Source organism: Rhodococcus sp. USK13 (assembly GCF_018343855.1).
Taxonomy (GTDB): domain Bacteria; phylum Actinomycetota; class Actinomycetes; order Mycobacteriales; family Mycobacteriaceae; genus Rhodococcus_F; species Rhodococcus_F oxybenzonivorans.
This window is the reverse complement of sequence record NZ_CP069242.1, coordinates 5,402,330-5,423,951: the sequence shown is the minus strand read 5'-3', so window position 1 is coordinate 5,423,951 and position 21,622 is coordinate 5,402,330. Positions and strand designations below refer to the sequence as shown.

21 protein-coding genes are annotated in these 21,622 nt (G+C 66.2%); 6 read left to right on the top strand and 15 right to left on the bottom strand.

The window, feature by feature from the left end; translation table 11 throughout:
* Window positions 1-72 precede the first annotated feature (72 nt).
* Window positions 73-1,626, top strand: coding sequence for a carboxylesterase/lipase family protein (locus tag JQT59_RS27465; RefSeq protein WP_213578129.1), 1,554 nt, complete (start codon window positions 73-75; stop codon window positions 1,624-1,626).
* Here JQT59_RS27465 and JQT59_RS27460 read toward each other — a convergent pair.
* The 6 genes from JQT59_RS27460 to JQT59_RS27435 all read right to left on the bottom strand — a co-directional run bounded on the left by JQT59_RS27460 (window position 1,619) and on the right by JQT59_RS27435 (window position 6,980).
* The gene (locus JQT59_RS27460; protein ID WP_213572740.1) at window positions 1,619-2,860 is read right to left on the bottom strand and encodes an MFS transporter; all 1,242 of its coding nucleotides are present in this window, start codon (window positions 2,858-2,860) and stop codon (window positions 1,619-1,621) included. The genes JQT59_RS27465 and JQT59_RS27460 overlap by 8 nt on opposite strands.
* 84 nt (window positions 2,861-2,944) lie before the next feature.
* Window positions 2,945-3,469 carry a DUF3558 domain-containing protein gene (locus JQT59_RS27455; protein WP_213572739.1) on the bottom strand — a complete coding sequence of 175 codons (525 nt, stop codon included), beginning with the start codon at window positions 3,467-3,469 and terminating at the stop codon, window positions 2,945-2,947.
* Window positions 3,466-4,008, bottom strand: a complete 543-nt coding sequence (locus tag JQT59_RS27450; protein WP_213572738.1) for a DUF3558 domain-containing protein — start codon at window positions 4,006-4,008, stop codon at window positions 3,466-3,468. Before JQT59_RS27450 ends, JQT59_RS27455 begins: the two co-directional genes overlap by 4 nt.
* On the bottom strand, window positions 3,992-4,267 hold the full coding sequence (locus JQT59_RS27445) for a GNAT family N-acetyltransferase (RefSeq protein ID WP_213572737.1): 276 nt from the start codon (window positions 4,265-4,267) through the stop codon (window positions 3,992-3,994). The genes JQT59_RS27450 and JQT59_RS27445 overlap by 17 nt, the downstream gene beginning before the upstream one ends.
* Before the next feature lie 56 nt (window positions 4,268-4,323).
* Window positions 4,324-5,496: a glycoside hydrolase family 183 protein gene (locus JQT59_RS27440; protein WP_249353851.1), complete on the bottom strand. Its 1,173-nt coding sequence runs from the start codon at window positions 5,494-5,496 to the stop codon at window positions 4,324-4,326.
* Window positions 5,497-5,606: 110 nt separating this feature from the next.
* Entirely contained in the window at window positions 5,607-6,980 is a 1,374-nt protein-coding gene (locus JQT59_RS27435) for an FAD-binding oxidoreductase (RefSeq protein ID WP_213572736.1), read from the bottom strand.
* Between the two features lie 512 nt (window positions 6,981-7,492).
* Here JQT59_RS27435 and JQT59_RS27430 point away from each other — a divergent pair.
* Window positions 7,493-7,822, top strand: coding sequence for a hypothetical protein (locus tag JQT59_RS27430; RefSeq protein WP_109328568.1), 330 nt, complete (start codon window positions 7,493-7,495; stop codon window positions 7,820-7,822).
* 41 nt (window positions 7,823-7,863) lie between these two features.
* Here JQT59_RS27430 and JQT59_RS27425 read toward each other — a convergent pair whose 3' ends face one another.
* A complete protein-coding gene (locus JQT59_RS27425) occupies window positions 7,864-8,544 on the bottom strand; it encodes a Type 1 glutamine amidotransferase-like domain-containing protein (RefSeq protein WP_213572735.1) in 681 nt (226 codons plus the stop codon).
* A gap of 5 nt (window positions 8,545-8,549) precedes the next feature.
* Window positions 8,550-9,368, bottom strand: a complete 819-nt coding sequence (locus tag JQT59_RS27420) for a maleylpyruvate isomerase family mycothiol-dependent enzyme (RefSeq protein WP_213572734.1) — start codon at window positions 9,366-9,368, stop codon at window positions 8,550-8,552.
* Window positions 9,369-9,529: 161 nt separating this feature from the next.
* Between JQT59_RS27420 and JQT59_RS27415 the strand changes: the two genes are divergently transcribed.
* Complete coding sequence (locus tag JQT59_RS27415; protein WP_213572733.1) at window positions 9,530-11,083, top strand: AMP-binding protein; 1,554 nt, start codon at window positions 9,530-9,532, stop codon at window positions 11,081-11,083.
* Window positions 11,084-11,099: 16 nt separating this feature from the next.
* Here the strand turns inward: JQT59_RS27415 and JQT59_RS27410 are convergent, their stop codons facing one another.
* Together JQT59_RS27410 and JQT59_RS27405 are read right to left on the bottom strand one after the other, a co-directional pair.
* Window positions 11,100-12,473, bottom strand: coding sequence for an APC family permease (locus JQT59_RS27410; protein WP_249353849.1), 1,374 nt, complete (start codon window positions 12,471-12,473; stop codon window positions 11,100-11,102).
* Between the two features lie 236 nt (window positions 12,474-12,709).
* The gene (locus JQT59_RS27405) at window positions 12,710-13,105 is read right to left on the bottom strand and encodes a DUF488 domain-containing protein (protein ID WP_159921074.1); all 396 of its coding nucleotides are present in this window, start codon (window positions 13,103-13,105) and stop codon (window positions 12,710-12,712) included.
* Window positions 13,106-13,374: 269 nt separating this feature from the next.
* On the opposite strand from JQT59_RS27405, the gene JQT59_RS27400 reads away from it, so the two are divergent.
* Genes JQT59_RS27400 through JQT59_RS27390 form a run of 3 tightly spaced genes read left to right on the top strand, consistent with a single transcriptional unit; the run spans window position 13,375 to window position 16,244 of the window.
* Entirely contained in the window at window positions 13,375-14,487 is a 1,113-nt protein-coding gene (locus tag JQT59_RS27400; RefSeq protein ID WP_213572732.1) for a Re/Si-specific NAD(P)(+) transhydrogenase subunit alpha, read from the top strand.
* Complete coding sequence (locus JQT59_RS27395; RefSeq protein ID WP_109328582.1) at window positions 14,488-14,820, top strand: NAD(P) transhydrogenase subunit alpha part 2; 333 nt, start codon at window positions 14,488-14,490, stop codon at window positions 14,818-14,820.
* Window positions 14,820-16,244 carry an NAD(P)(+) transhydrogenase (Re/Si-specific) subunit beta gene (locus JQT59_RS27390; RefSeq protein WP_213572731.1) on the top strand — a complete coding sequence of 475 codons (1,425 nt, stop codon included), beginning with the start codon at window positions 14,820-14,822 and terminating at the stop codon, window positions 16,242-16,244. The genes JQT59_RS27395 and JQT59_RS27390 overlap by 1 nt, the downstream gene beginning before the upstream one ends.
* Window positions 16,245-16,312: 68 nt before the next feature.
* Here the strand turns inward: JQT59_RS27390 and JQT59_RS27385 are convergent, their stop codons facing one another.
* From JQT59_RS27385 to pdhA, 5 genes are read right to left on the bottom strand one after another with little or no spacing between them, the layout of a single operon-like run.
* Window positions 16,313-16,930 carry a hypothetical protein gene (locus JQT59_RS27385; RefSeq protein WP_213572730.1) on the bottom strand — a complete coding sequence of 206 codons (618 nt, stop codon included), beginning with the start codon at window positions 16,928-16,930 and terminating at the stop codon, window positions 16,313-16,315.
* A 32-nt stretch (window positions 16,931-16,962) separates the two neighbouring features.
* A complete protein-coding gene (locus JQT59_RS27380; protein WP_213572729.1) occupies window positions 16,963-18,189 on the bottom strand; it encodes an MFS transporter in 1,227 nt (408 codons plus the stop codon).
* A gap of 19 nt (window positions 18,190-18,208) precedes the next feature.
* Entirely contained in the window at window positions 18,209-19,435 is a 1,227-nt protein-coding gene (locus JQT59_RS27375) for a dihydrolipoamide acetyltransferase family protein (RefSeq protein ID WP_213572728.1), read from the bottom strand.
* 56 nt (window positions 19,436-19,491) lie between these two features.
* The gene (locus JQT59_RS27370; RefSeq protein WP_213572727.1) at window positions 19,492-20,475 is read right to left on the bottom strand and encodes an alpha-ketoacid dehydrogenase subunit beta; all 984 of its coding nucleotides are present in this window, start codon (window positions 20,473-20,475) and stop codon (window positions 19,492-19,494) included.
* The gene (pdhA, locus tag JQT59_RS27365) at window positions 20,472-21,569 is read right to left on the bottom strand and encodes a pyruvate dehydrogenase (acetyl-transferring) E1 component subunit alpha (RefSeq protein WP_213572726.1); all 1,098 of its coding nucleotides are present in this window, start codon (window positions 21,567-21,569) and stop codon (window positions 20,472-20,474) included. Before pdhA ends, JQT59_RS27370 begins: the two co-directional genes overlap by 4 nt.
* Between the last annotated feature and the right edge of the window lie 53 nt (window positions 21,570-21,622).

Sequence of the window (21,622 nt, the reverse complement as noted above, 5' to 3'; positions counted from 1 at the left end):
CCCCGTTCACTCGGACGCCTCTGCGCATCGTTGGTACCTTGGCCGGAGATTCCCGGTGAGGGGGTGTCAGTCGTGGAAGTCGAGAAGTCCGGCGACACGCTGGTCGTCCGCGCCCGCGACGGAGCGGTGTGCGGGCACGCCGACGGCGACGTCTACGCATGGAAGGGCATCCCGTTCGCGGCAGCCCCCGTCGGCGCCCTGCGTTTCCGGGCGCCGGCCCCGCCGTCGCCCTGGAACGGTGTGCGCGACTGCGCCATCTTCGGGCCCATGGCGCCGCAGGGGAACGGCACCGCCGTGCCGATAGACGCGGGACTCGAGATGGACGAGGACTGCCTCTCGATCAACGTGTGGGCCCCGGAACCGGACGGCACACCGCGGCCGGTGATGGTGTGGATCCACGGGGGTGCGTACTGCCTGGGAACGGCGGCGCAGAGCATCTACGACGGGCGCATCCTGTCCACAGTCGGTGACCTGGTGGTGGTGTCGTTCAACTACCGGGTGGGTGCGCTCGGCTTCCTCGACCTGTCGTCGTTCTCCACGGCCGGGCACGTGTTCGAGACGAACATCGGACTGCGCGACCAGGTCGCGGCACTGGCATGGGTGCGCGAGAACATTTCGGCCTTCGGCGGGGATCCGGACGAGGTGACCGTGTTCGGCGAATCGTCCGGCGCCGGATCGATCACCACACTGATGACCTGTCCGAGCGCGGAAGGACTGTTCCACCGTGCGATCGCGCAGAGCCCACCGGCCACCTCCGTCTACGGGAGCGAGCGCGCCGCCACGGTGGCCCGGCAATTCCTCGACATCCTCGGGCTGGCGCCGGAGGAGTCCGCCACTCTGCTTCGCCTTCCGTACGACCAGATCATCGAAGCCAGCGACACGCTGGTCAACGAGGTGCCGACCAAGATTCCGGGCACACTCGCCATGGCGCCTGTCGTCGACCGCGACTTCCTGCCGCGGTACCCGGTGGCCGCATTCCAGAAGGGGTACTCCCACCGGATCCCGCTCATCATCGGTTCCAACAAGGACGAGTCCTCGCTGTTCAAGCTGATGAAGTCGCCGTTGCTGCCGGTCACGTCCGATTCGGTGCAGGAGATGCTCCGGGCCATCGCCGCCGATCATCCCGACCTCCCCGCCAACCGGCTCGCCGACATCCTGGCCGCCTACCCGGACCACGGAAAATCTCGGGGTGCGCTGGCGATGTCCCGAGATGCCGCGTTCCGGATGCCCGCCCTGTGGGTGGCGGACGCACACAGTCGCCACTCACCGACGTGGATGTACCGGTTCGATGCGGCCACCCCGATCCTCAAGGCTGCGCGCATCGGGGCGGGGCACGCCACCGAGCTGCCGTACGTGTTCGGCAACTTCGGCACCCTGAACGTCGATCCCACGTTCTGGTTGGGCGGGCGCAAGACGGCACTGGAGGTGTCCGGCCGCGTCCAGCGCCGATGGCTCGCGTTCGTCCGGCACGGCGTTCCGGCGGCGTTGGACGGGTCGAAACACTGGGCTCCCTACGACGAGAACACTCGCGCAACGCTGCTGATCGACAGCTCCGACACCCTCGTACAGGACCCGGACCGCGAGATGCGCCTGGCCTGGGGCAACGAGGTGATGGGCTTCAGCTGACGGTCTCCGGGGCGTCCAGTTCCTTCAGGACCGGAAACGCGCAACAGGCGATACCGAGGACGAGCACCGGGACGGCGAGCACGAAGAACGTCGGCTGAATGCCCCAGGCGTCGATCATCGGCCCGGCAAGCAGATAGCCCAGCGGACCGGCAGCGTACGCCGTGGACGTCATGACCCCCGTAATCCGTCCGCGCATGTGCTCGGGGCTACGAGTTTGCATGGCGTAGTTGGCAATCGGGCCGACCGGTCCGAAGACGAGGCCCTGCAGCAAGGCCAGCGCGAGGATCGCCCACAGGGGCGGGAGGAACGCCATGGCCACCATGGCCGCGCCCAGGACGATCACTGCGACGAGCATGATCACCCGTCTGGACACGAAGGGGGAGAGCGGCCCGTACGCCAGGGCGCCCACGACTCCACCGACGCTCAGTGCCATCAGCACCGAACCTAGCTGTGCGGGTTTGTCGAGTTCGGTGAAGTACACCGGGAACACGACGGACTCGACAGGCAGGTACAGCGCCACCACCGCCATGTCGACCAAGGCGATCGTGCGCAGAAGGCGGTTGTGCCACACGAACTTCAAACCCTCGACGGTGCCGCGCCAGAGGGAGGTCGGCGCCGACGAGGCGTCCGGCCGGCCGGCATTCTCGAGCCGGAGGAAGGTGATGGTGACGACGGACAAGACGAAGCCGAGGGCGGTCACCCACAACGTGTTCTCGGCCCCGACCGTGGCGATCAGGACCCCGCCGATACCCGGTCCGACCAGGTAGGCCACGTTGTAATTGGCCTCGTAGAGGCTGTTCATCCGGTCGAGCGACCACCCGGCCGACGTCGTTGCTGCAGGCAGCATCGATTCCCTCGCGGCGATGCCTGCCGGGTCGAACGCGGCGCCGACTGCCGCGAGGACGGCTATGACCAGGACCGACAGGCCCGCCGTGTTCGCTACGATCGGGATGGCGGCAGCCGAGAGTGCGGAGAGGCAATCGGAGATGATAGAGGTGCGGCGCCGACCGAACAGGTCGACGACCGTTCCCGCGAACAGACTCGACACCAGAAGGGGAAGAGTGGCCGCGCCGGCGACCACCGCGGCGTCGGAGGCGCGGCCGGTTCGCTCCAGCACCAACCACGGCAACACGACGATCGCGATACCGTTCCCGGTGGCGGAGAACAGGGTTGCCAGATTGAGCAGCACCAGAGGGCCGAGCCGGCGAGGCACTGCCGTCTCGGTGGCGGTCACGGCTGAGTCCTCTGGTCGGAGCGAAAAGGTGTTTACTCGACGCTAACAGCGCCGCCGAGACCGCCGCGACCCATTTTGCACTCGTCACTGATTGCGCTGCAGCGTCAATTCCGCGAGGGTCCGAGCCCCCGCACAAGGATCGCCCGTACCCGAACGGTTCTGCACCCACCAGGTGATCACCCCGGAGTAGGCGGCGGTGATTCCGCACGTTGCACTGTCACCGGGCCGCCGGGCGGTGAAGGCCGACGCACCTGCGACGGAGGTGGTGTCCACCTGGTAGCCGAGCCGATCGGCGACATCACGCTCGCGCTGCAGCGAGTTGTTCTCGAACCAGCCGAACGTTACGTCGAGGGAACCGGCATGCGACAACACCGTCCACATGCAGACAGCCCCGTAGAAGTACTGGTCGATTCCGTCACCGCTGAGCACCTCCGCGATCTTCTCGTTCGGGACCGCCTCACACTCGCGCAGCAGCTTGTCGAATCGGTCGGAGCCACCGACGCTCATGCCTGCACCTTCAGGGAGGGGAGTGCCGGTGATCGAGTTACCGCACCCGGTCAGCAGGAGCACTACCGCGACAACGGCGGCGAATGTGCGGTCGGCGCTCATTTCGCCTTCTTCAGAGTGAGGTCGACGAGAGCGGTAGGAGCTGCGCACGGATCGGACGGTGTGACGCCGACACCGTACCGGACCAGCCAATGCACGAAATCCGCCCCCGTCGCCACCGCCACCTCACAGAATCCCTCGTTCTGTGAGGAAAACCCCCGATGCCCGGCGATGTCGAGGTCGTGGACCTCGTGCCCGATTCCCTGCGCCACCGACCGTTCCCGGTCGATCGGGCTGCCGCGGTACCAGGTGAACATCACATATCGGGCTCCGCCGTCGGCCTCCCAGCGGCATTTGATTCCATTGCGGGACACGGGCGTGAGCCCGGACATCCCCGCCCGCTCGTAGACCTCGCCGTCGGTGAGTGAGCCGCACTCGCCAACGAAGGCTCCCGGCTGGGCGGCCGTCGACGTCCGCGGAAGGGTGTCCGGCATGCCGGCATCGTCACCGTTTCCTGATGCGCAGCCGACCAGTGTGAGGGCGGCGGCAGCGGCACACAGGCCGCGGACGGCCAGACGGTCCGACTCAGACGAACTCCGCATAGCTCGGATTCTCGGCGATGTAATGCTCGACGTACGAGCAGGACGGAACCACGGAGAAGCCACGGTCCTTCGTGTCGTCCAGGGCAGCTTTGACCAGTTGAGCGGCCAGTCCCTGTCCCCGGAACTGCGGGTAGGTGACGGTGTGGTGGAAGTCGCGGACACCGTTCCTCTCGGCGTAATCGGCGTACCCGGCGAGCTGACCGTCGAGGAAGATCTCGAACCGGGACTCGGATACGTCGTGCTCTACCTTGACCGCCACAACCACTCCTCTGTTCGCATCGAGCGTGCAATGCTGCGCACACTCGCAGATTACCGTCAGTCGGCGAGGTTGGTGCGCAGGAGCATGACGTTGTAGTCGGACCAGGTGGTGGCGAGGAAGTACAGATCCGACCCCTTCGACCACGGATGCATGTAGGCGCCGTACAGCTCGGGCACGTCGCGGCTGCTCACCAACACTTCCGGTGCACTCCAGCCGGATTCGAGCCGATCGGACCGCCGCATGACCACCGAGTTGCCGGCGTCCGTGTACATCGCGACGAACTGGCCGAGGTACTCGTTGAACTGCACGGACAGCTCGCTGACGGGCCCTGGGATCACGGGTGCGGCAAGGGCGGCATTCGCCTTCACCCATGCCTTGCCGTCCCAGTACTCGTACGCGGTGAGGTTTCGAATCTCCGCTTCCGGCACGCGTGACAGCCGAGCGTCACCCGAACGGCCGGACGGCGTGCCGAAGGCGTAGACGAAACCGTCGTGTTTGACGTAGGAGCCCATCTGGAAGTTCTCGGCACCGGTGCCGGGCACATTCGGACGCAGGGTCAGCGGATCCGTGACCCAGTTCTCGCCGTTGTCGACGGAATACGCGATTCCCGACGCGTTGGTGTCCCATTCGCCGGGAGCGCCCCAGCTCCGCACGGACATGTAATTGATGTACTGCACGGGACCCACCGAGATGCCGGTGGTGGGGATGACAGTTTGCTCGACGCCCGGAATCTTCTTGCTCTGGATGATCTCCTTGGAGTGATTCGGGCGGTCGACGGGCGAGTTCTCGATACTCATGCCGTTGGCGAGATCGCGGTCGCTGCTGCGAAGCAGAATGTTGCTGCGCCAGTCGCCGACGAGCCCGCACAGGGGATTGTCGCTGAGGCCGACCGTATCGCCGAAGGCGGTGAGAACTTGGCCGGCTCCGTTGTCCCACATGATGCCGAGGTCGGTTCCGAGGACGCTGAATCGGAAGATCGTGTCGTTGGGACTGCGGGGCCCGGTGATGTGTGCGACGGCCTGCGTGTGGCCGCGTAGTTCGGGAAGGCGGCCGTCGCTGCCGTTCAGCCATGGAATCGGATTGATATCGTTGTTCGAGCTCGAACCCAGGCTGCCTGATCCGAGGCACGGCGCCGCCGTCGCAACGGAGGGGGACCACGCGAACAATGTGCAGGTAGACGCCAATAGAGCGGGCATGGCCAGTGAAACGACACGGCGGAGCTTGGTCACGGGCGCACCTCTCTGCGACATTTCGAGCAGGTCCGGTCACGCTAGCAACACCTCAGCTGTCACACCAGCCCCTTGCATAACCATTTGGGTACCGTGACGGCCGCGGAAACCTACAGAATGGCGCCCGGGTTGAGGATTCCCAGAGGATCGAGCGCCTGCTTCACCCGGGCCGTCACATCCATGACGTCCTTACCCACTTGGTCGGGAAGCCACGCCTTCTTCAGCCTTCCCACCCCGTGTTCACCGGTGATGGTTCCCCCGAGGGAAATGGCGAGATCCATGATCTCGCCGAATGCGAGCCTGGCACGTTCCGCCATCGCGGCATCCGCGGGATCGAACACGATGAGTGGATGCGTATTGCCGTCGCCGGCATGAGCAATGACGGCGATCAGCACATTTCGTGTCCGTGCGATGGACGCAATACCTTCGACCAGCGCGGGCAGCTTCGGCAGTGGGACTCCGACGTCCTCGAGGAGCAGGCTTCCGAGTCGCTCTACTGCGGGAATGGCGAATCGCCTTGCCGCTGCAAAGGCTTCGCCCTCCTCGGGATCGTCGGTGGTGAACACCTCTGACGCGCCGCTCGCGGTGCAGGCGTCGGCCATGAGCGAGATCTCCTCCGAGGCAATCGCCCCCGGTGCATCCGAGCGGGCGATGAGCATGGCTTCTGCAGTCCGGTCCAGGCCCATCTTCAGTGCATCCTCGACGGCGCCGATCGTCGTGCGGTCCATGAACTCCAACATCGACGGGCGCAGCGAGCGCGTGATGGCCAGCACGGTGTCGGCGGCCGCCTGCACCGACGCGAACGTCGCGACCAAGGTGCACGACGGCGGTTGCGCCGGGATCAGTCTGAGGGTCACCTCGGTGACGACTCCGAGCGTGCCCTCACTGCCGACGAAAAGTTTGGTCAGCGACAGTCCGGCGACATCCTTGAGGCGGGGCCCGCCCAACCGCACCGCCGTTCCGTCGGCGAGCACCACTTGCAGGCCGAGCACGTAGTCGGTGGTGACCCCGTACTTCACGCAGCACAGCCCGCCGGCGTTGGTTGCCACGTTGCCGCCGATGGTGCACATCTCGAACGACGAGGGATCGGGCGGATACCACAACCCATGTTCCGCGGCCGCCGCCTTGACCTCGGCGTTGAGCAGGCCGGGCTGGGCGACGGCGATACGGGTGACGGGGTCGACGTCGATTCGGCGCATCCGCTCGGTACTGACGACGACGCTGTCCCGTACCGCGGTGGCACCTCCGCTGAGGCCCGATCCGGCCCCGCGGGGGATGACCGGGACCCGATGTCTGCCGGCCCAGCGCAGCACCGCCTGGACCTCCTCGGTGCGCGTCGGCCGTGCAACGGCGGCGGGCAGGACAGCGTCCGGGTCGCGTGCCCAGTCGTGGCTGTAGGACGCGAGAAGGTCCGGATCGGTGAGCAGGCATCCATGGGGGAGGGCGGCGTCGAGTTCCGCGAGAACGTCCGGTGCGATCGTCATGTTGTGCTCCTCGCGGGCGGGGGCGGCGTACCCGACGGTAGCGCCGCCCGGACTGGCCTGCACCCGATTTGGTCGATCGTCCAACTGAACCGATTCGGAGGCTTCGCTTCAGATATCGCCTCAACCTGGACGTTCAGTACAGGTCGGGGCGCGTCTCGACCGCTCAACTTGTTACCGACGCGTACGAGTCCCACTATGTGAGATCGGGGGTGTTAATTTTTTTGCCTTGGACGACGGAGGGGTATAGAACCCTCCCGCGCGGGAAACCTGCAGGTAGTCGCGCCTCGGGGCGAATTCGGACTTGGGAGTTTTCGATGTAACTCAGGTCACATTCGTCACTCTGTTACCGGATCGTATCGAGGGGGCAATGCAAAAAAGCACTTTCCCGGGTTAGCGTTCTGCATCGTCAAACACCGGCGAGGCGTTACACCCAAACGGAGAATCTCACGAAATGTGAGCCAGATCGCAACTTGGGGCCGGTTTTGCCGCACCGACCCGGAAGGACCCGCACGATGCACGCACTCCACCGAGACCCCAGCAGCTACATTTCCGCGATGTTCTCGTACGAGTTCATCGACGGTGGTATCGACTACGACTCCATCGAACAGATTCACCGCGGGGAATTCGATGAGTGGGTCTTCGCCCTGGCCGGCTCGGGATTGTTCACGAACGACGAAGTTCGCGCGATGGTCACCGAGTGGAGTCTGAATCCCAAGGTTCTCCTCAACACGCTGCTCGCCGACGCCGACGAGGTCACCGCCAAGCGCTGCGAGGTCACCTGGGCAGCACTCGACCGCGTCGCTCCTTTCGCGCCGTCGATGCCGGTCGCCGTCTTCGGCTGACGTTTCCCGGGGTCTCCGCAACTGGCACGCGCGGTGCTTCGTCACATGAGCTCGGTGGACTGTCCGTCCACCACGATTACCTGTTCGTCCGTCAAGGTGCGGTACTCGATTCCTGCGAGCCGCAAGGCGGCGACGGTACGCCGGACAGCGGCCGCGTCCTCCAGGGGCACCGTCTCTTCGCCGCCTGAGGGCGTCGCAGGCGGGTGATGCGGCACGATCGCGAACGGCACCACCCCGAGGCCGTCCCAGATCGGCTGCATGCCGCAGGTCTCGAAAACCTCCGACGGGTCATCGGAGGAGTCGAGACCGCGCAACGTCGGTGTCATGACGCAGGCGCCCGCGCTGTATCCGGCGTAGACGAGCGAATCGTTTCTCAGCAGGTCGCGAAGAACATCGTCCGCACCACTACGCGCCATCTGGGCACGCAGGACGAACGTGTTTCCGCCCCGCACCCAGAGCATGCCGAATCCCGCCAGCCGGTCTCTCAGCCCGCTCGTGCCGCCGTTCTGCGTTCCGATGTAGTCGCGAAGATCGACTTCCTCCGGCGAGAACCCCAGGCGCCGCAGCGGCGCCACATCACTGACCACCGCTGAGGCGCGGGCGGACGGTGGCCAGGCGTCGGCTGCTGCCGCGATCACGCCCACTCGTCCCGGCTTTCCGACGAGCGACATCAGCGGTGCGGGGTCGGCTCCGAACCGGTAGGACGACAGGAACAAGCGCATCGCGGTCAGATCGTAAAAGTGAGATTGTCGACGATCTGCTTGCCGACGGTGGTGTCACCGCCGAGGGTGATGGCGTCGCGGTGATCCGCGGCCTTCACCCGGCCCCCGGCAAGACGGGTGAACAGCCGGGAGTCGAGTGTGATCGTCGTGGTGGCGTCGGCCGGCAACGCGTCCACCACCGCTGCGCGCCCGTCGACGGCGACGTGGATTTCTCTCGCGAGCGGACCAGTCAACTCGAGGGTGATGCGCGAGCCCGACGGCGCCTTGCCACGCTTTCCGACGAGGAACCCGACCGCTCCCATGATCTCCTCGAACGCGGTGTCACCGCGGACGCCGCCCTCGTCCCCGGCCACACCCAGCGCGTCGCGGATGTCGAGTTCGTGCATCCAGCAATCGAACACGCGGACCCGCATGAACCGGAGATAGGGTGCTGGGCCGACCGGTGTGGCGGTCTCGGCGTCGAACATCTCATCCGTCATCTGCGCCAGTTCGGAGCGCCTGCGCTCGGTGATGTCCCGGAAGCGATCGAGCATCTCGGTGCCGGGCCGCCCGCGCAGTCCCTCCACCCACCGTTCGTTGAACGCTCCGATCTCGTTGCGCACATGCGCGAATCCGTGGACATCGACGGTGGTATGCGGTGCCGGTATCCCCGCGAGCATCGATTCGGTACCGATCAGGTGGGCCGCGACGTCGTGCACGGTCCACCCGGGCAGGGGGGTGGGCGTGAACCAGTCGTCACCCGTCACCGAGGACAGCAACTGGTCGAGCACGTCCCATTCTTCGAACAGCGCGTCGAGTATCCGTTCCTTCTGTAGGGCAGTCACGTCTGATGGCCCTCCTCTCGCTTCAACTGTAGGACCTTGCCGGGTAGTGGCCCGGTGTTTTGGCCACGGGAAAGTCTGCGGCCGGTGAGCGTGAACGGGCCCCGTCCCCGGATGCCTGTGGTAGACCGATGATGAGAATCTCCATTAACAAAGGAGCATGGATGTTTCCCGGAAATTTTGTCGCCACCACCCCGGACAAGCCGGCCGTCGTCCGGCCGTCGACGGGGGAGCAGCTCACCTACCGCCAGCTGGATGAGCGGTCCATCCGGTTGGCGCGACACCTGCGTGGGCTCGGCCTGAAGGTCGGGGATCATCTGGCTCTGGTGTCGAGCAACGACCTCCGTGTTCTGGAGGTCTATTGGGCGGCCTTGCGATCTGGCCTCTACATCACCGTGGTGAACTGGCACCTCACGGCGGACGAAGCCGGCTACGTCGTGAACGACTGCGGAGCCGCCGTTCTCATCGCCTCGGCTGATGCGGCACGGGCGATTCCCGCCGACCCGGCCCAGTTGCCCGGCGTCCGGCACCGGCTCGTCTACGGCGGTGAACTGGACGGCTTCGACAGCTACGACGCGGCGGTGGCGGCGCAGTCCGGCGAACCACTGGAGACGCAACCTCGTGGGCGGGACATGCTCTACTCGTCGGGCACCACCGGCAGGCCGAAGGGAATCAAACCCGCACTGCCGGAAGGTGAAGTCGACTCGACGACGGACCCGTACACGGCGGTGTTCGCGCCCATGTACGGATTCGACGCGGACACCGTCTACCTGTGCCCCGCGCCGCTGTATCACGCGGCGCCCCTCCGCTTCTGCGGCACCATCACGTCCGTCGGCGGAACCATCATCCTCATGGACAGGTTCGACGCAGAGGAGGCGCTGCGCCTGATCGAGAAGTACGAGGTGACGCACAGTCAGTGGGTTCCCACCATGTTCGTGCGAATGCTCAAGTTGCCGAAAGAAGTTCGCGAGAAGTTCGACGTGTCGAGTCTGAAGGTGGCGATTCATGCGGCAGCCCCCTGCCCGCCGGAGGTGAAGCGTGCGATGATCGACTGGTGGGGCCCGGTGATCCACGAGTACTACGCCTCCACCGAAGGTGCCGGCGCCACGTTCATCGACAGTGCGCAGGCACTCGCCAAGCCGGGATCCGTCGGGCACGACGGGGTGATGGGCATCGTGCACATTTGCGACGACACCGGTGCGGAGCTGCCCACCGGTGAGATCGGAACGGTGTACTGGGAGCGCGAGGAGCGGCCGTTCGAATACCACAACGATCCGGCCAAGACCGAATCCGCAACCCATCCCAGTCATCCGACGTGGACCACCAGCGGTGACATCGGATACCTCGACGACGATCGGTTTCTGTACCTCACGGACCGGGCGGCCTTCATGATCATCTCCGGCGGGGTGAACATCTACCCGCAGGAGTCCGAAAACATTCTCACCATGCATCCCAAGGTCTTCGACGTCGCGGTGATCGGTGTGCCCGACGAGGAAATGGGCGAACAGGTCAAGGCTGTGGTCCAACTCGTCGACGATGTGGAGCCATCGGAGGCGGTCGCCCGTGAACTACTGGACTACGTGCGGGGCCGGGTGACGCACTTCAAGGCGCCTCGGAGCATCGATTTCTCGGACGACCTGCCGCGCACGCCCACGGGCAAACTCGTCAAGCACAAGCTGCGGGCACGGTATCTCGCGGGCGCGAAGACAATTGGCTGATCAGAGAGTCCCCGCGTTACTGCGCGCGGGGACTCTCGGCGTCCGTTCTCGTGGAACGACGGCGGGAGACCGCGTACAACACGACTCCGACGGCAAGGAGTAGCGCCGCACGCAGCCAGGTGGCCGCGCTCTGCTGGGTGAGCAACGCCACGCACGTGACGAGGGCGAGGATCGGGAATATCGTCGGGGCCCGGAAGTGGCGGTGCTCCACCGCATCACGACGCAACACCAGGACCGCGATGTTGGTGCTGATGAAGACGACGAGCAGCAGCAGAACCACCGTCTCCGCCAAGGCCGACAGCGAACCGGTGACGCACAGAGCCATGGCGACGGCAGTGGTCGCCACAATCGCCACCCAGGGAGTCCGTCGCCGCGGGAGGACCCGTGCGAACGGACGCGGAAGCAGTCCCTCGGACGCCATTCCATACGTGAGCCTGCTCGCCATGATCATCGTCAGCAGTGCGCCGTTCGCGACGGCGACGAGCGCGATCAGACTGAACAGGCGAGATGGAACGCCGACGTCGGCGGCGGAGACCACTGCCAGCAGCGGACCGGACGATGCGGCGAGTTCGCCGGGTGGTAGGACCACCGAGACCGCCAGTCCGACGAGGACATAGACGGCGCCCGCAGTCAGCAACGCTCCGAACAACGCCCGCGGGTACACCGTGCGCACGTTGGTCACCTCTTCGGCGACGTTCGCGGACGTCTCGAACCCGACGAACGAGTAGTAGGCAAGCAGTGCGGCGGCCAGCACCGCGAGCGCCGGCGAACGGCTTTCGTCGAATTCGACCACCCGGCTCAGGGTGCCGTCACCACGTCCGAGCACGATGCCGGCCAGAACCACTACCAGGACCAGGCCGGTGACCTCCACCACCGTCATGACGACATTGGCGCGCATCGACTCCTTGATTCCCCGGGCGTTGAGCAGTCCGACGAGGAGAAGGAACACGAGGGCCGCCGGGACGGTCGGCACATCCACGAACGCGGCGAGGTAGTCGCCGGAGAATGCGAGTGCGAGCCCCGCTGCGCTCGTGACTCCGGCGGCGAGCATCGAGAACCCGACGAGGAACGAGATCAGCGGTGTCCAATACGCCCGCTGGGCGAACACCGCCGCCCCACCGGCGCGCGGATACTTGGTGACCAGTTCGGCATACGAGGTCGCCGTCAGCAACGCCATCACCAGTGCCAGCAGCAACGGCACCCAGACTGCGCCGCCCACCTCGCCGGCGATGACCCCCACCAACGCGTAGATTCCGGCACCCAGCACGTCGCCGAGGATGAAGACGAAGAGGAGCGGACCCGTGATCGCGCGGGCGAGAGGGGTCCCGTGTCCGTCCTCGTCGAGGTGCTCGGCATCTCCCTCGTCTACTGGCCGGGCGGCGCGTCGCATAGTTCATCCCGTCTGCCACGGTGACGTGCCGCCACCTCGGATGCAGTCATGTACCCACGAGACACGGTCCCAAACTGAGGACAGTTACGCGGTCCGTTCGCACCCGCACCGCGGACACCGCGGTGCCGTCCGGTCCGTCAGGAACAGTCCGCAGTCGGGGCAGACACGGTCGAGCCAGCACACGGAGTCGCCGCCCAGATCCTCGTCCGTAAGGTCGCCGGGGTCCGCCTCGCCCGTCACAGCTGACCGCGCAGATAGTCGGCAAGGACTTCCGCATGACTGTGGGTGACGTCCTTGGTGGCGGTCAGGAGAACGATGGGTCGTCCGTGCGCGAGCTCCCGAACCCTCGCGACGGCCTTGCGTCCCGGCGGGGAGTCCAGCTCGGACACGTACCGTTCCCGGAACTCGCCGAATGCGGCGACGTCGTGTGAGTACCAATGGCGAAGCTCGGTCGAGGGTGCGAGATCGCGTGCCCAGTCGTCGAAGTGAAACGCATCCTTACGGAGGCCGCGCGGCCAGAGGCGGTCGACGAAGAGTCGGAGTCCGTCGCCGTCGGTGGGGTGGTCGTAGACCCGTTCCACCACCACTGGTGAGTCGACGTCCGTCTCCGGACGTCCCTGTCGTTTGTGCATCACCGAACCTCCGCTTCTGTGCGGGTTTCTCTCCTCACCCTACGACGCGTCCGTGTGTGACTGGCCTCACAAACTAGAGGAAAGGTGGGTGAGAACGGCTGTTCGGACTCGATTCAGACAGACTTCGGCCGGCTTCTCTGTTCACTACGTCACGCGGTCTCTGGCTATCATCAGCTGAAATCAGTCGAGGCTGGGGACATATTCCGCTCATCAACGGTTGGTTGCCGCTCGTCGCGGCATGCAGACCATCTACCGCAGGAAGTCGATAAATGGATACATCGCAGAGCGCGGCGCAGCCGCGCCCGACGGTTGGCGTTCCTCGTGAGTCGAACGAGGGCGAACGTCGGGTGGCCTTGGTGCCGAAGATCGTGGCCGCATTGACGGGTAAGGGTGTCGATGTGGTGGTCGAGTCGGGTGCCGGTCTGGGCGCCTTGATCCCGGACGAATTGTATGTCGGGGCGGGCGCGAAGATCGGCGATCCGTGGTCGGCGGACGTGATTGTGAAGGTCGCGCCGCCATCGGACGAGGAAGTGGGCCGGCTGCATGCCGGGCAGACGTTGATCGGGTTCCTCGCCCCCCGCAATCAGGACAACCAGGTCGCCGCGCTGAAGTCGGCGGGGGTGCAGGCGTTCGCGGTCGAGGCGATCCCGCGGATTTCCCGCGCCCAGGTGATGGACGCGCTCTCCTCGCAGGCGAACGTGGCCGGATACAAGGCGGTGCTGCTCGCGGCGTCGGAGTCGACCCGGTTCTTCCCGATGCTCACCACCGCGGCCGGCACCGTCAAACCCGCGACCGTGCTGGTACTCGGGGTCGGTGTCGCCGGTCTGCAGGCCCTCGCCACGGCGAAGCGGCTCGGTGGCCGGGCCACCGGCTACGACGTGCGCCCGGAGGTGGCCGATCAGGTTCGCTCCGTCGGGGCGCAGTGGCTCGATCTGGGGATCGACGCCGCCGGTGAAGGCGGCTACGCCCGCGAACTCACCGAACAGGAGCGCGCGCAGCAGCAGCAGGCGCTCGAGGACGCGATCAAGGGCTTCGACGTCGTCATCACCACCGCCCTGGTGCCGGGACGTCCGGCCCCGCGCCTGGTGACCGCCGCCGCGGTGGAGGGCATGAAACCCGGCTCCGTGGTGGTCGACCTGGCCGGGGAGACCGGCGGTAATTGCGAGCTCACCGAACCCGGTCAGACCGTGGTCAAGCACGGGGTGACGATCTGCTCGCCGCTCAATCTGCCCGCATCGATGCCCGAGCACGCCTCGGAGCTGTACTCGAAGAACATCTCCGCGCTGCTCGAGTTGATGTTGGTCGAAGGCCGGTTGGCCCCCGATTTCTCGGACGAGGTCCTTGCCGCGTCCTGCGTCACCCGTGAGGAGGGTGTGTCCTAGATGTATACCGAATTGTTGGCGAACATCGCGATCCTGGTGTTGTCCGGGTTCGTGGGGTTCGCGGTGATCTCGAAGGTCCCGAACACGTTGCATACCCCGCTGATGTCGGGGACGAACGCGATCCACGGGATCGTGGTGTTGGGTGCGTTGGTGGTGTTGGGCAAGGTCGACAATCCGCCGTGGGGTCTGCAGGTGATCTTGTTCGTGGCGTTGGTGTTCGGAACGATCAACGTGGTCGGTGGTTTCGTGGTGACCGACCGGATGCTGGGCATGTTCAAGTCCAAGCCCGCTTCTCCCGCCGCTGCTGTTGCTGAGAAGGGTGGGGACAAGTAATGGGATATGTGGTCAACGTGTTGTACATCGTGGCGTTCTCGATGTTCATCTACGGTCTGATGGGTTTGACCGGGCCGAAGACCGCGGTCCGCGGTAACCAGATCGCCGCGGTCGGCATGGGTGTCGCGGTGGTCGCCACCCTGATCGCGATCCGGGACACCTCCAACTGGGTGCTCATCGTCGCCGGTCTCGTGATCGGTGTGGTGTTGGGTGTGCCGCCGGCGTTGCGGACGAAGATGACGGCGATGCCGCAGCTGGTGGCGTTGTTCAACGGGGTCGGCGGCGGCACCGTTGCCCTGATCGCCTACGCCGAATTCCTCGACTCGGACGGGTTCACCGCCTTCGCGCACGGTGAGTCGCCGACCGTGCACATCGTGATCGCCTCGCTGTTCGCGGCGATCATCGGATCGATCTCCTTCTGGGGATCGGTGATCGCGTTCCTCAAGCTGCAGGAAACCCTGCCCGGCCGCCCAATCGGCATCGGCCGGTTGCAGCAGCCGCTGAACGCGTTGTTGCTGATCGGCGCCGTCGCCCTCGCGGTGATCATCGGGATCAAGGCGATCGACCCGACCGGACCCACCAGCCAGTGGTGGATCGTCGGAGTCCTCGTCCTCGCCGCGATCTTGGGGTTGATGGTGGTGCTGCCGATCGGGGGCGCCGACATGCCCGTCGTCATCTCGCTGCTCAACGCGCTCACCGGCCTGTCCGCCGCGGCCGCCGGTCTGGCCCTGAACAACCAGGCGATGATCGTGGCCGGCATGATCGTCGGCGCGTCGGGTTCGATCCTGACGAACCTGATGGCGAAGGCGATGAACCGGTCCATCCCGGCGATCGTGGCCGGCGGGTTCGGTGGCGGCGGGGCTGCCGCGGTCGCCGACGACGGCACGGTGAAGACGGCGAAGTCCACCTCGGCAGCGGACGCGGCGATCCAGATGGCCTACGCCAATCAGGTGATCGTGGTCCCCGGCTACGGGTTGGCCGTCGCGCAGGCCCAGCACGCGGTCAAGGACATGGCCAAACTCCTCGAGTCGAAGGGCGTCGAGGTCAAGTACGCCATTCACCCGGTCGCCGGGCGGATGCCCGGGCACATGAACGTGCTGCTCGCGGAGGCCGATGTCGAGTACGACGCGATGAAGGAAATGGACGACATCAACGACGAGTTCGCGCGCACCGATGTCACCCTGGTGATCGGGGCGAACGATGTCACCAACCCGGCCGCCCGCAACGACCCGTCCTCGCCGATCCACGGGATGCCCATCCTGAATGTGGATCAGTCGAAGTCGGTGATCGTGCTCAAGCGGTCGATGAACTCCGGGTTCGCCGGTATCGACAACCCGTTGTTCTTCGCCGACACCACCTCCATGCTCTTCGGCGACGCGAAGAAATCCGTCGCCGACGTCACCGAGGAACTCAAAGCCCTGTAGGCGGCTCCGCCGCTCGTGAGTGGTTAACGAGTCCCTGCACTCGTTAACCACTCACGGGCGCGAAGCGCCTACCGGTGGCGGGAGAAGACAATAGCCGCGGTGTCGGGCCGAAGCGCCTCACGCTCCGCGGCGACGGGGGAGTACAGCATCAGTATCGACGCCAGCGCCCACCAGATCGACGCCACGACAAGGCTCGCGACGAGCCCGTAGACGCTGATCGGTTCGACAAGGGCTGCGGCCCCCGCGACGCCGAGGATCAGGGCGAAGCCCAGTCCAGCGACCACGGGCCGGAATCGGGGCGCCGACACGAGGATCGCCGAGCCGTACAGGGCGGCGACGGCGACGACATGGCCGCTGGGCAGCAGAACGGTGGGCGCATCCGACGCCCATGCCCGGACTGCGGCGCTGGTGAGGTTCGCGCCGAGACAGAGCAACAGGATCGCACCCATTCCATACGACAGTTTCCGCACCGTCGCGACCACGGCGAGGACGACGGTCGCGACCAGTACGGAGTTGACGTCGACGACGTTGATCACCTGGTCCGCGATGGACCGTAACGGCTCCGGGAACGAGAGCGCTGTCGAGGCGGGTTTGGCGAGATACAGCGCGCACAGCAACACCACACCTGCCGCCGATAGGGCAAGACGGTGAACGCTGCGGCGCAGCGTGCTGTTCGATTCGGTCACGGTATCCAGCATGCCAATCCACGCTGAACGAACTATGAGAGTGCACTGTGATCCCGGTGTACGGAGTGGGGTGTTCGCCGGACCGCACCGGCACACGCTGCGGCGATCAACACACACCCCAGCGGCACCACCATCGCCGTTGTGAGGGGAATCACCTGAGTGATCCAGCCGATGGTGGCCGGGCCTGCGAGGAATCCCACATATCCGAGTCCGACGACGCGGGACATGTTGGTGCCCGCGGAGCCTGAGCCGAGGGTTCCGGCGGCGGTGAAGATCTGGGGGACTCCACCGGACAGTCCCAGGCCGAACAGCGCCCAACCGAAGATCGTGAGCGGGAGTGCGCCGGACACCAGCACGAGCGCCATTCCGCCGCCGGCGAGCAGTGCGCCGTAGCGGACGACGGCGACGGGCCCCAGTGCACCACTGACCCGGTCGGCGGTGAACCGTCCTACCGTCATCATCACCGAGAAGGCACCGAAGGCGAGGGCGGCGACCGAGTCGGAGGTGGCGAGGTGCTCCTTGACTTGCAGTGCGCTCCAGTCGTTGGCGGCGCCTTCGGCGAGCATGAGCACGAACGCGATGCCGCCGAGCCCCAGGACTCGCGCCGACAGTCGTCCGTGTGCCTTCTCGGCGGATCCGTCCGTCGTCGCGGTGCGCGGCCGATCCTGCATGAGCCACCGCGCGCTCGCGCCGACGACCGCGATCCCGACGCCCCCGGCGACCAGGAGTGCCGCGGCGGGTGTCCAGTCGGCGGCGAGTGTCGCGGCGCCGACGAGCGATCCCGCGACCCCGCCGATGGAGAAGAGAGCGTGGAAGGCGGACATGATGGGCCGCCGATAGCGCTGTTCCACCTCGACGGCCTGCGAGTTCATCGACACGTCGAGGGCCCCGTTGGCGAACCCGAAGACGAGAAGTGCGAGACCCAGCTGCCACGCCTCGGTGGCCAGTCCGGGACCGATCGTGGCGACCGACAGTGTGAGCCCGGCGGCGATCACGGTCCGCCTGCTTCCGAACCGGTCGGCGAGGGGTCCGGTGAGTTGCATGCCGAAGATGGCGCCGATCGCGAGAAGGAGGAGCAGCGATCCGAGCGTGGAGTGGCTGATGCCGGTACGGTCCTCGATCGCGGGAATGTGCACCACCCACATCCCGAGGAGGAACCCGTTGATCCCGAAGATCGCGAAGATCGCAGCCCGGGCGGATCTGAGCGGTTCGGGTACCCGTGCGCGCTTGTTCACCGCGGGCGGTTGAGAAGTACTCACGGGGCCAACGTACCCAGCCTCAGAGTTGTGCGAGCAGCGCGACCGGGTCGTGCAGCATCGCGGCGACAGAGGACAGGAACTTCGACCCCTGTTCGCCGTCGACGACGCGGTGATCGAAGGACACACTCAGCGTGGTGACCCAGCGGACGGCGAGCTCGCCCTCGTGTACCCACGGCCGCTGGGAGACACTGCCCAGGCACACGATCGCGGATTCGCCGGGGTTGATGATGGGTGTGCCTGTGTCGACACCGAAGACACCGACGTTGGTGAGCGAGATGGTGCCGCCGGTGAGTTGAGCGGGATCGGCTTTACCGCTGCGCGCGATGGCGGTCAGTTCGGTGATCGCCCGGCAGAGTTCGAGCAGGCTCAGCGACTGCGCTTCTCTCACGTGGGGGACGACGAGACCACGCGGAGTGGCCACGGCGATACCGAGGTCGACGTAATGCTTGGTGACGATCTCCTGTTGCTCTTCGTCCCAGGAGGCGTTGAGATCGGGGTGCTCACGTAGGGCAACGATCATCGCCTTCGCGGCGATGCTGAGGGGAGTCACCGACAGCCCCTCGAATTCCCGCCGGCCACGAAGATGTTCGAGGAGTTCGACCGAACGCGTGACGTCGAGGGTCACGAATTCGGTGACGTGGGGCGCGGTGAACGCACTGCGGACCATGGCGGCGGCCGTCTGCTTCCGCACGCCCCGCACAGGGGTGCGAGTCTCTCGCTCGCTCGGCCCGGCCGCCACGCGCGGTGCGGCGGAACCGGCGTACTCCTCGACGTCGTGCCGGGTGACGGCCCCGGACGGACCCGTGCCCGGGACAACGGTGAGGTCGATCCCGCGCTCGCGTGCTGCCAGCCGGGCGGCCGGCGAGGCGTCGGGACGTACGCGTTCGGGCGGTGCCGTGCCCTCCGGCGACGCGGGCGCGCGTGGGCGTGCACGCCTGCTCTGCGCGGCGGCCTCGGGTCCGTACCCGACCAGCACTGGAGTCCGGGTAGGTGGCGTGTCCGACACCGAGTCGGTCGCGATCCTGATGAGCGGTGTGCCCACCGGCACGGTGGCCCCGGCGGGAATCAACAGCTCCTCCACGACACCTGCGTAGGGCGACGGTAGTTCGACCAAGGCTTTGGCGGTCTCGACCTCGGCGATGACTTGATTCAGTTCGACGTTCTGGCCGACCTCGACGGACCACGACACCAACTCGGCCTCGGTCAACCCCTCGCCGAGGTCGGGCAGGCGGAATTCCTGCGCCAACGGACACTCCTCTCCTTCGGGCCTCTCTTTCGGGCCTCTCTTTCGGGCGGAGCCGGTCAGGCCGCGAGGCTGCGGTCCACGGCGTCGAGCAGGCGATCGGCGTCGGGGAGGTGGTGGCGTTCCAACTTTGCCGGGGGATAGGGAATGTCGAAGCCGCCTACGCGCAGAACCGGCGCCTCGAGCTGGTAGAAGCATCGCTCCGATATCCGGGCGGCCACCTCGGCGCCGAGGCCGAGGAACGTCGACGCCTCGTGTGCCACGACGAGTCGGCCGGTTTTGCGGACCGATCGTTCGACGGTGGGGAAATCGATCGGGGAGAGGGACCGCAGGTCGATCACCTCGAGGGAGTTGCCCTCCTGCTCGGCGATCGTCGCAGCCGACAACGCCGTCGTTACGACGGAACCATAGGTGACTATCGTGGCGTCCGAGCCCTCGCGCAGTACACGCGCGCTGTGCAACGGCAGGTAGGGGGCGGCGTCCACATCGAATTCTGCTGTGTCCCAATATCGCCGCTTCGGTTCGAAGAACACCACCGGGTCGTCCGACGCGATCGACTGCTGGATCATGTGGAAGGCGTCACCGGGGTTGCTCGGGGTTACCACCCGCAGCCCGGCGGTGTGCGCGAAGTAGGCCTCGGGGGACTCCGAGTGATGTTCGACGGCCCCGATTCCACCGCCGTAGGGAATCCGGATGGTCAGGGGTGCCGTCACCTTTCCCTCCGTGCGGTAGTGGATTTTCGCGACTTGCGAGACGATTTGGTCGAAGGCCGGGTACACGAAGCCGTCGAACTGGATCTCGCACACGGGCCGGTATCCGCGCAGCGCCATACCGAAAGCCGCGCCGATGATCCCTGATTCGGCAAGCGGAGTGTCGATCACGCGGTTGTCGCCGAAATCCTTCTGCAAGGTGTCGGTGACCCGGAAGACTCCGCCGAGGCGTCCGACGTCCTCACCCATGATCACGACCTTGCGGTCCCGTTCGAGTGCACGCCGCAGACCTGCTCCCACAGCCGCACCGAGCGACATTCTTGTGGTGCTCATGACAGTGCCTCCTCGGTGTCGGTGACCGCTGCGAGGTACGCGGCGTACTCGGCGCGCTCCTCCTCGAGGAGCGGATGTTCGCTGGTGTAGACGTGATCGAACACGCTGAGCGGCGGCGGCGTGGGTGCGCCCACAGCCCCCGACCGGAGTCGCGCGGCGATCTCGTCGGCGGTGGTCCGAACCCGGGTCAGGAACGCCTCGTCGAGCAGGCCTTCCCGGTCGAGCAAGCGGTGCATGCGGTCGATCGGATCGCGGGCCTTCCATTCCGCGGTCTCCGCCGAAGATCGGTACCGCGTGGGGTCGTCGGAGGTCGTGTGGGGACCCATCCGGTAGGTGATGGCTTCGATGAAGGTGGGGCCGCTCCCCTCGCGTGCGCGCTGCGTGGCCTGGCGGGTGACGGCGAGGACGGCGAGGACATCGTTGCCATCCACCCGGACGGCCGGCATCCCGTAGCCGGCGGCACGCTGGGCGATCGGAACGGGACTCTGCAGGTGCACCGGTTCGCTGATCGCCCATTGATTGTTCTGGCAGAAGAACACGACCGGGGCATTGAAACTCATCGAGAAGCCCAGTGCCTCGGCGATATCTCCCTGGCTGGTGGCACCGTCACCGAAGTAGGCGATGGTCGCGATCTCGGCACCGTCGAGGTGGGCGCCCATTGCGTATCCGGTGGCGTGCAGTCCTTGAGATCCGACGACGATGGCCGGGTTGGTGACTTTCACCGCGTGTGGATCCCAGCCCGAGTGGGCCGTTCCGCGCCACATCCGGGTCATGTCTGCAGGATCGACGCCGCGGCAATAGGCGACGGCATGCTCGCGGTAGCTGACGAAGGCGTAGTCGTCGGGGCGGAGGGCTCGGGCCGAACCGACCTGCGCTGCCTCCTGGCCGAGCATGGGCGCCCACAGGCCGAGTTCGCCTTGTCGTTGCAGAGCAGTGGCTTCCACGTCGATGCGGCGGGTGACAACCAGATCTTCGTACAGTGCGCGCAATTCGTCCGGACCGATATCGCGCACCAGGTTCGTGTACTCGGGCCGCAGGACCCGTCGGCCGTCCGGCTGTAGGAGCTGGACCGGATAGGCAATCTTGTCGACCATCGGACTCACCTCGCTGTGTCGAGTCCCGGAGACCTTGTGAGTTCGCGGGAGAC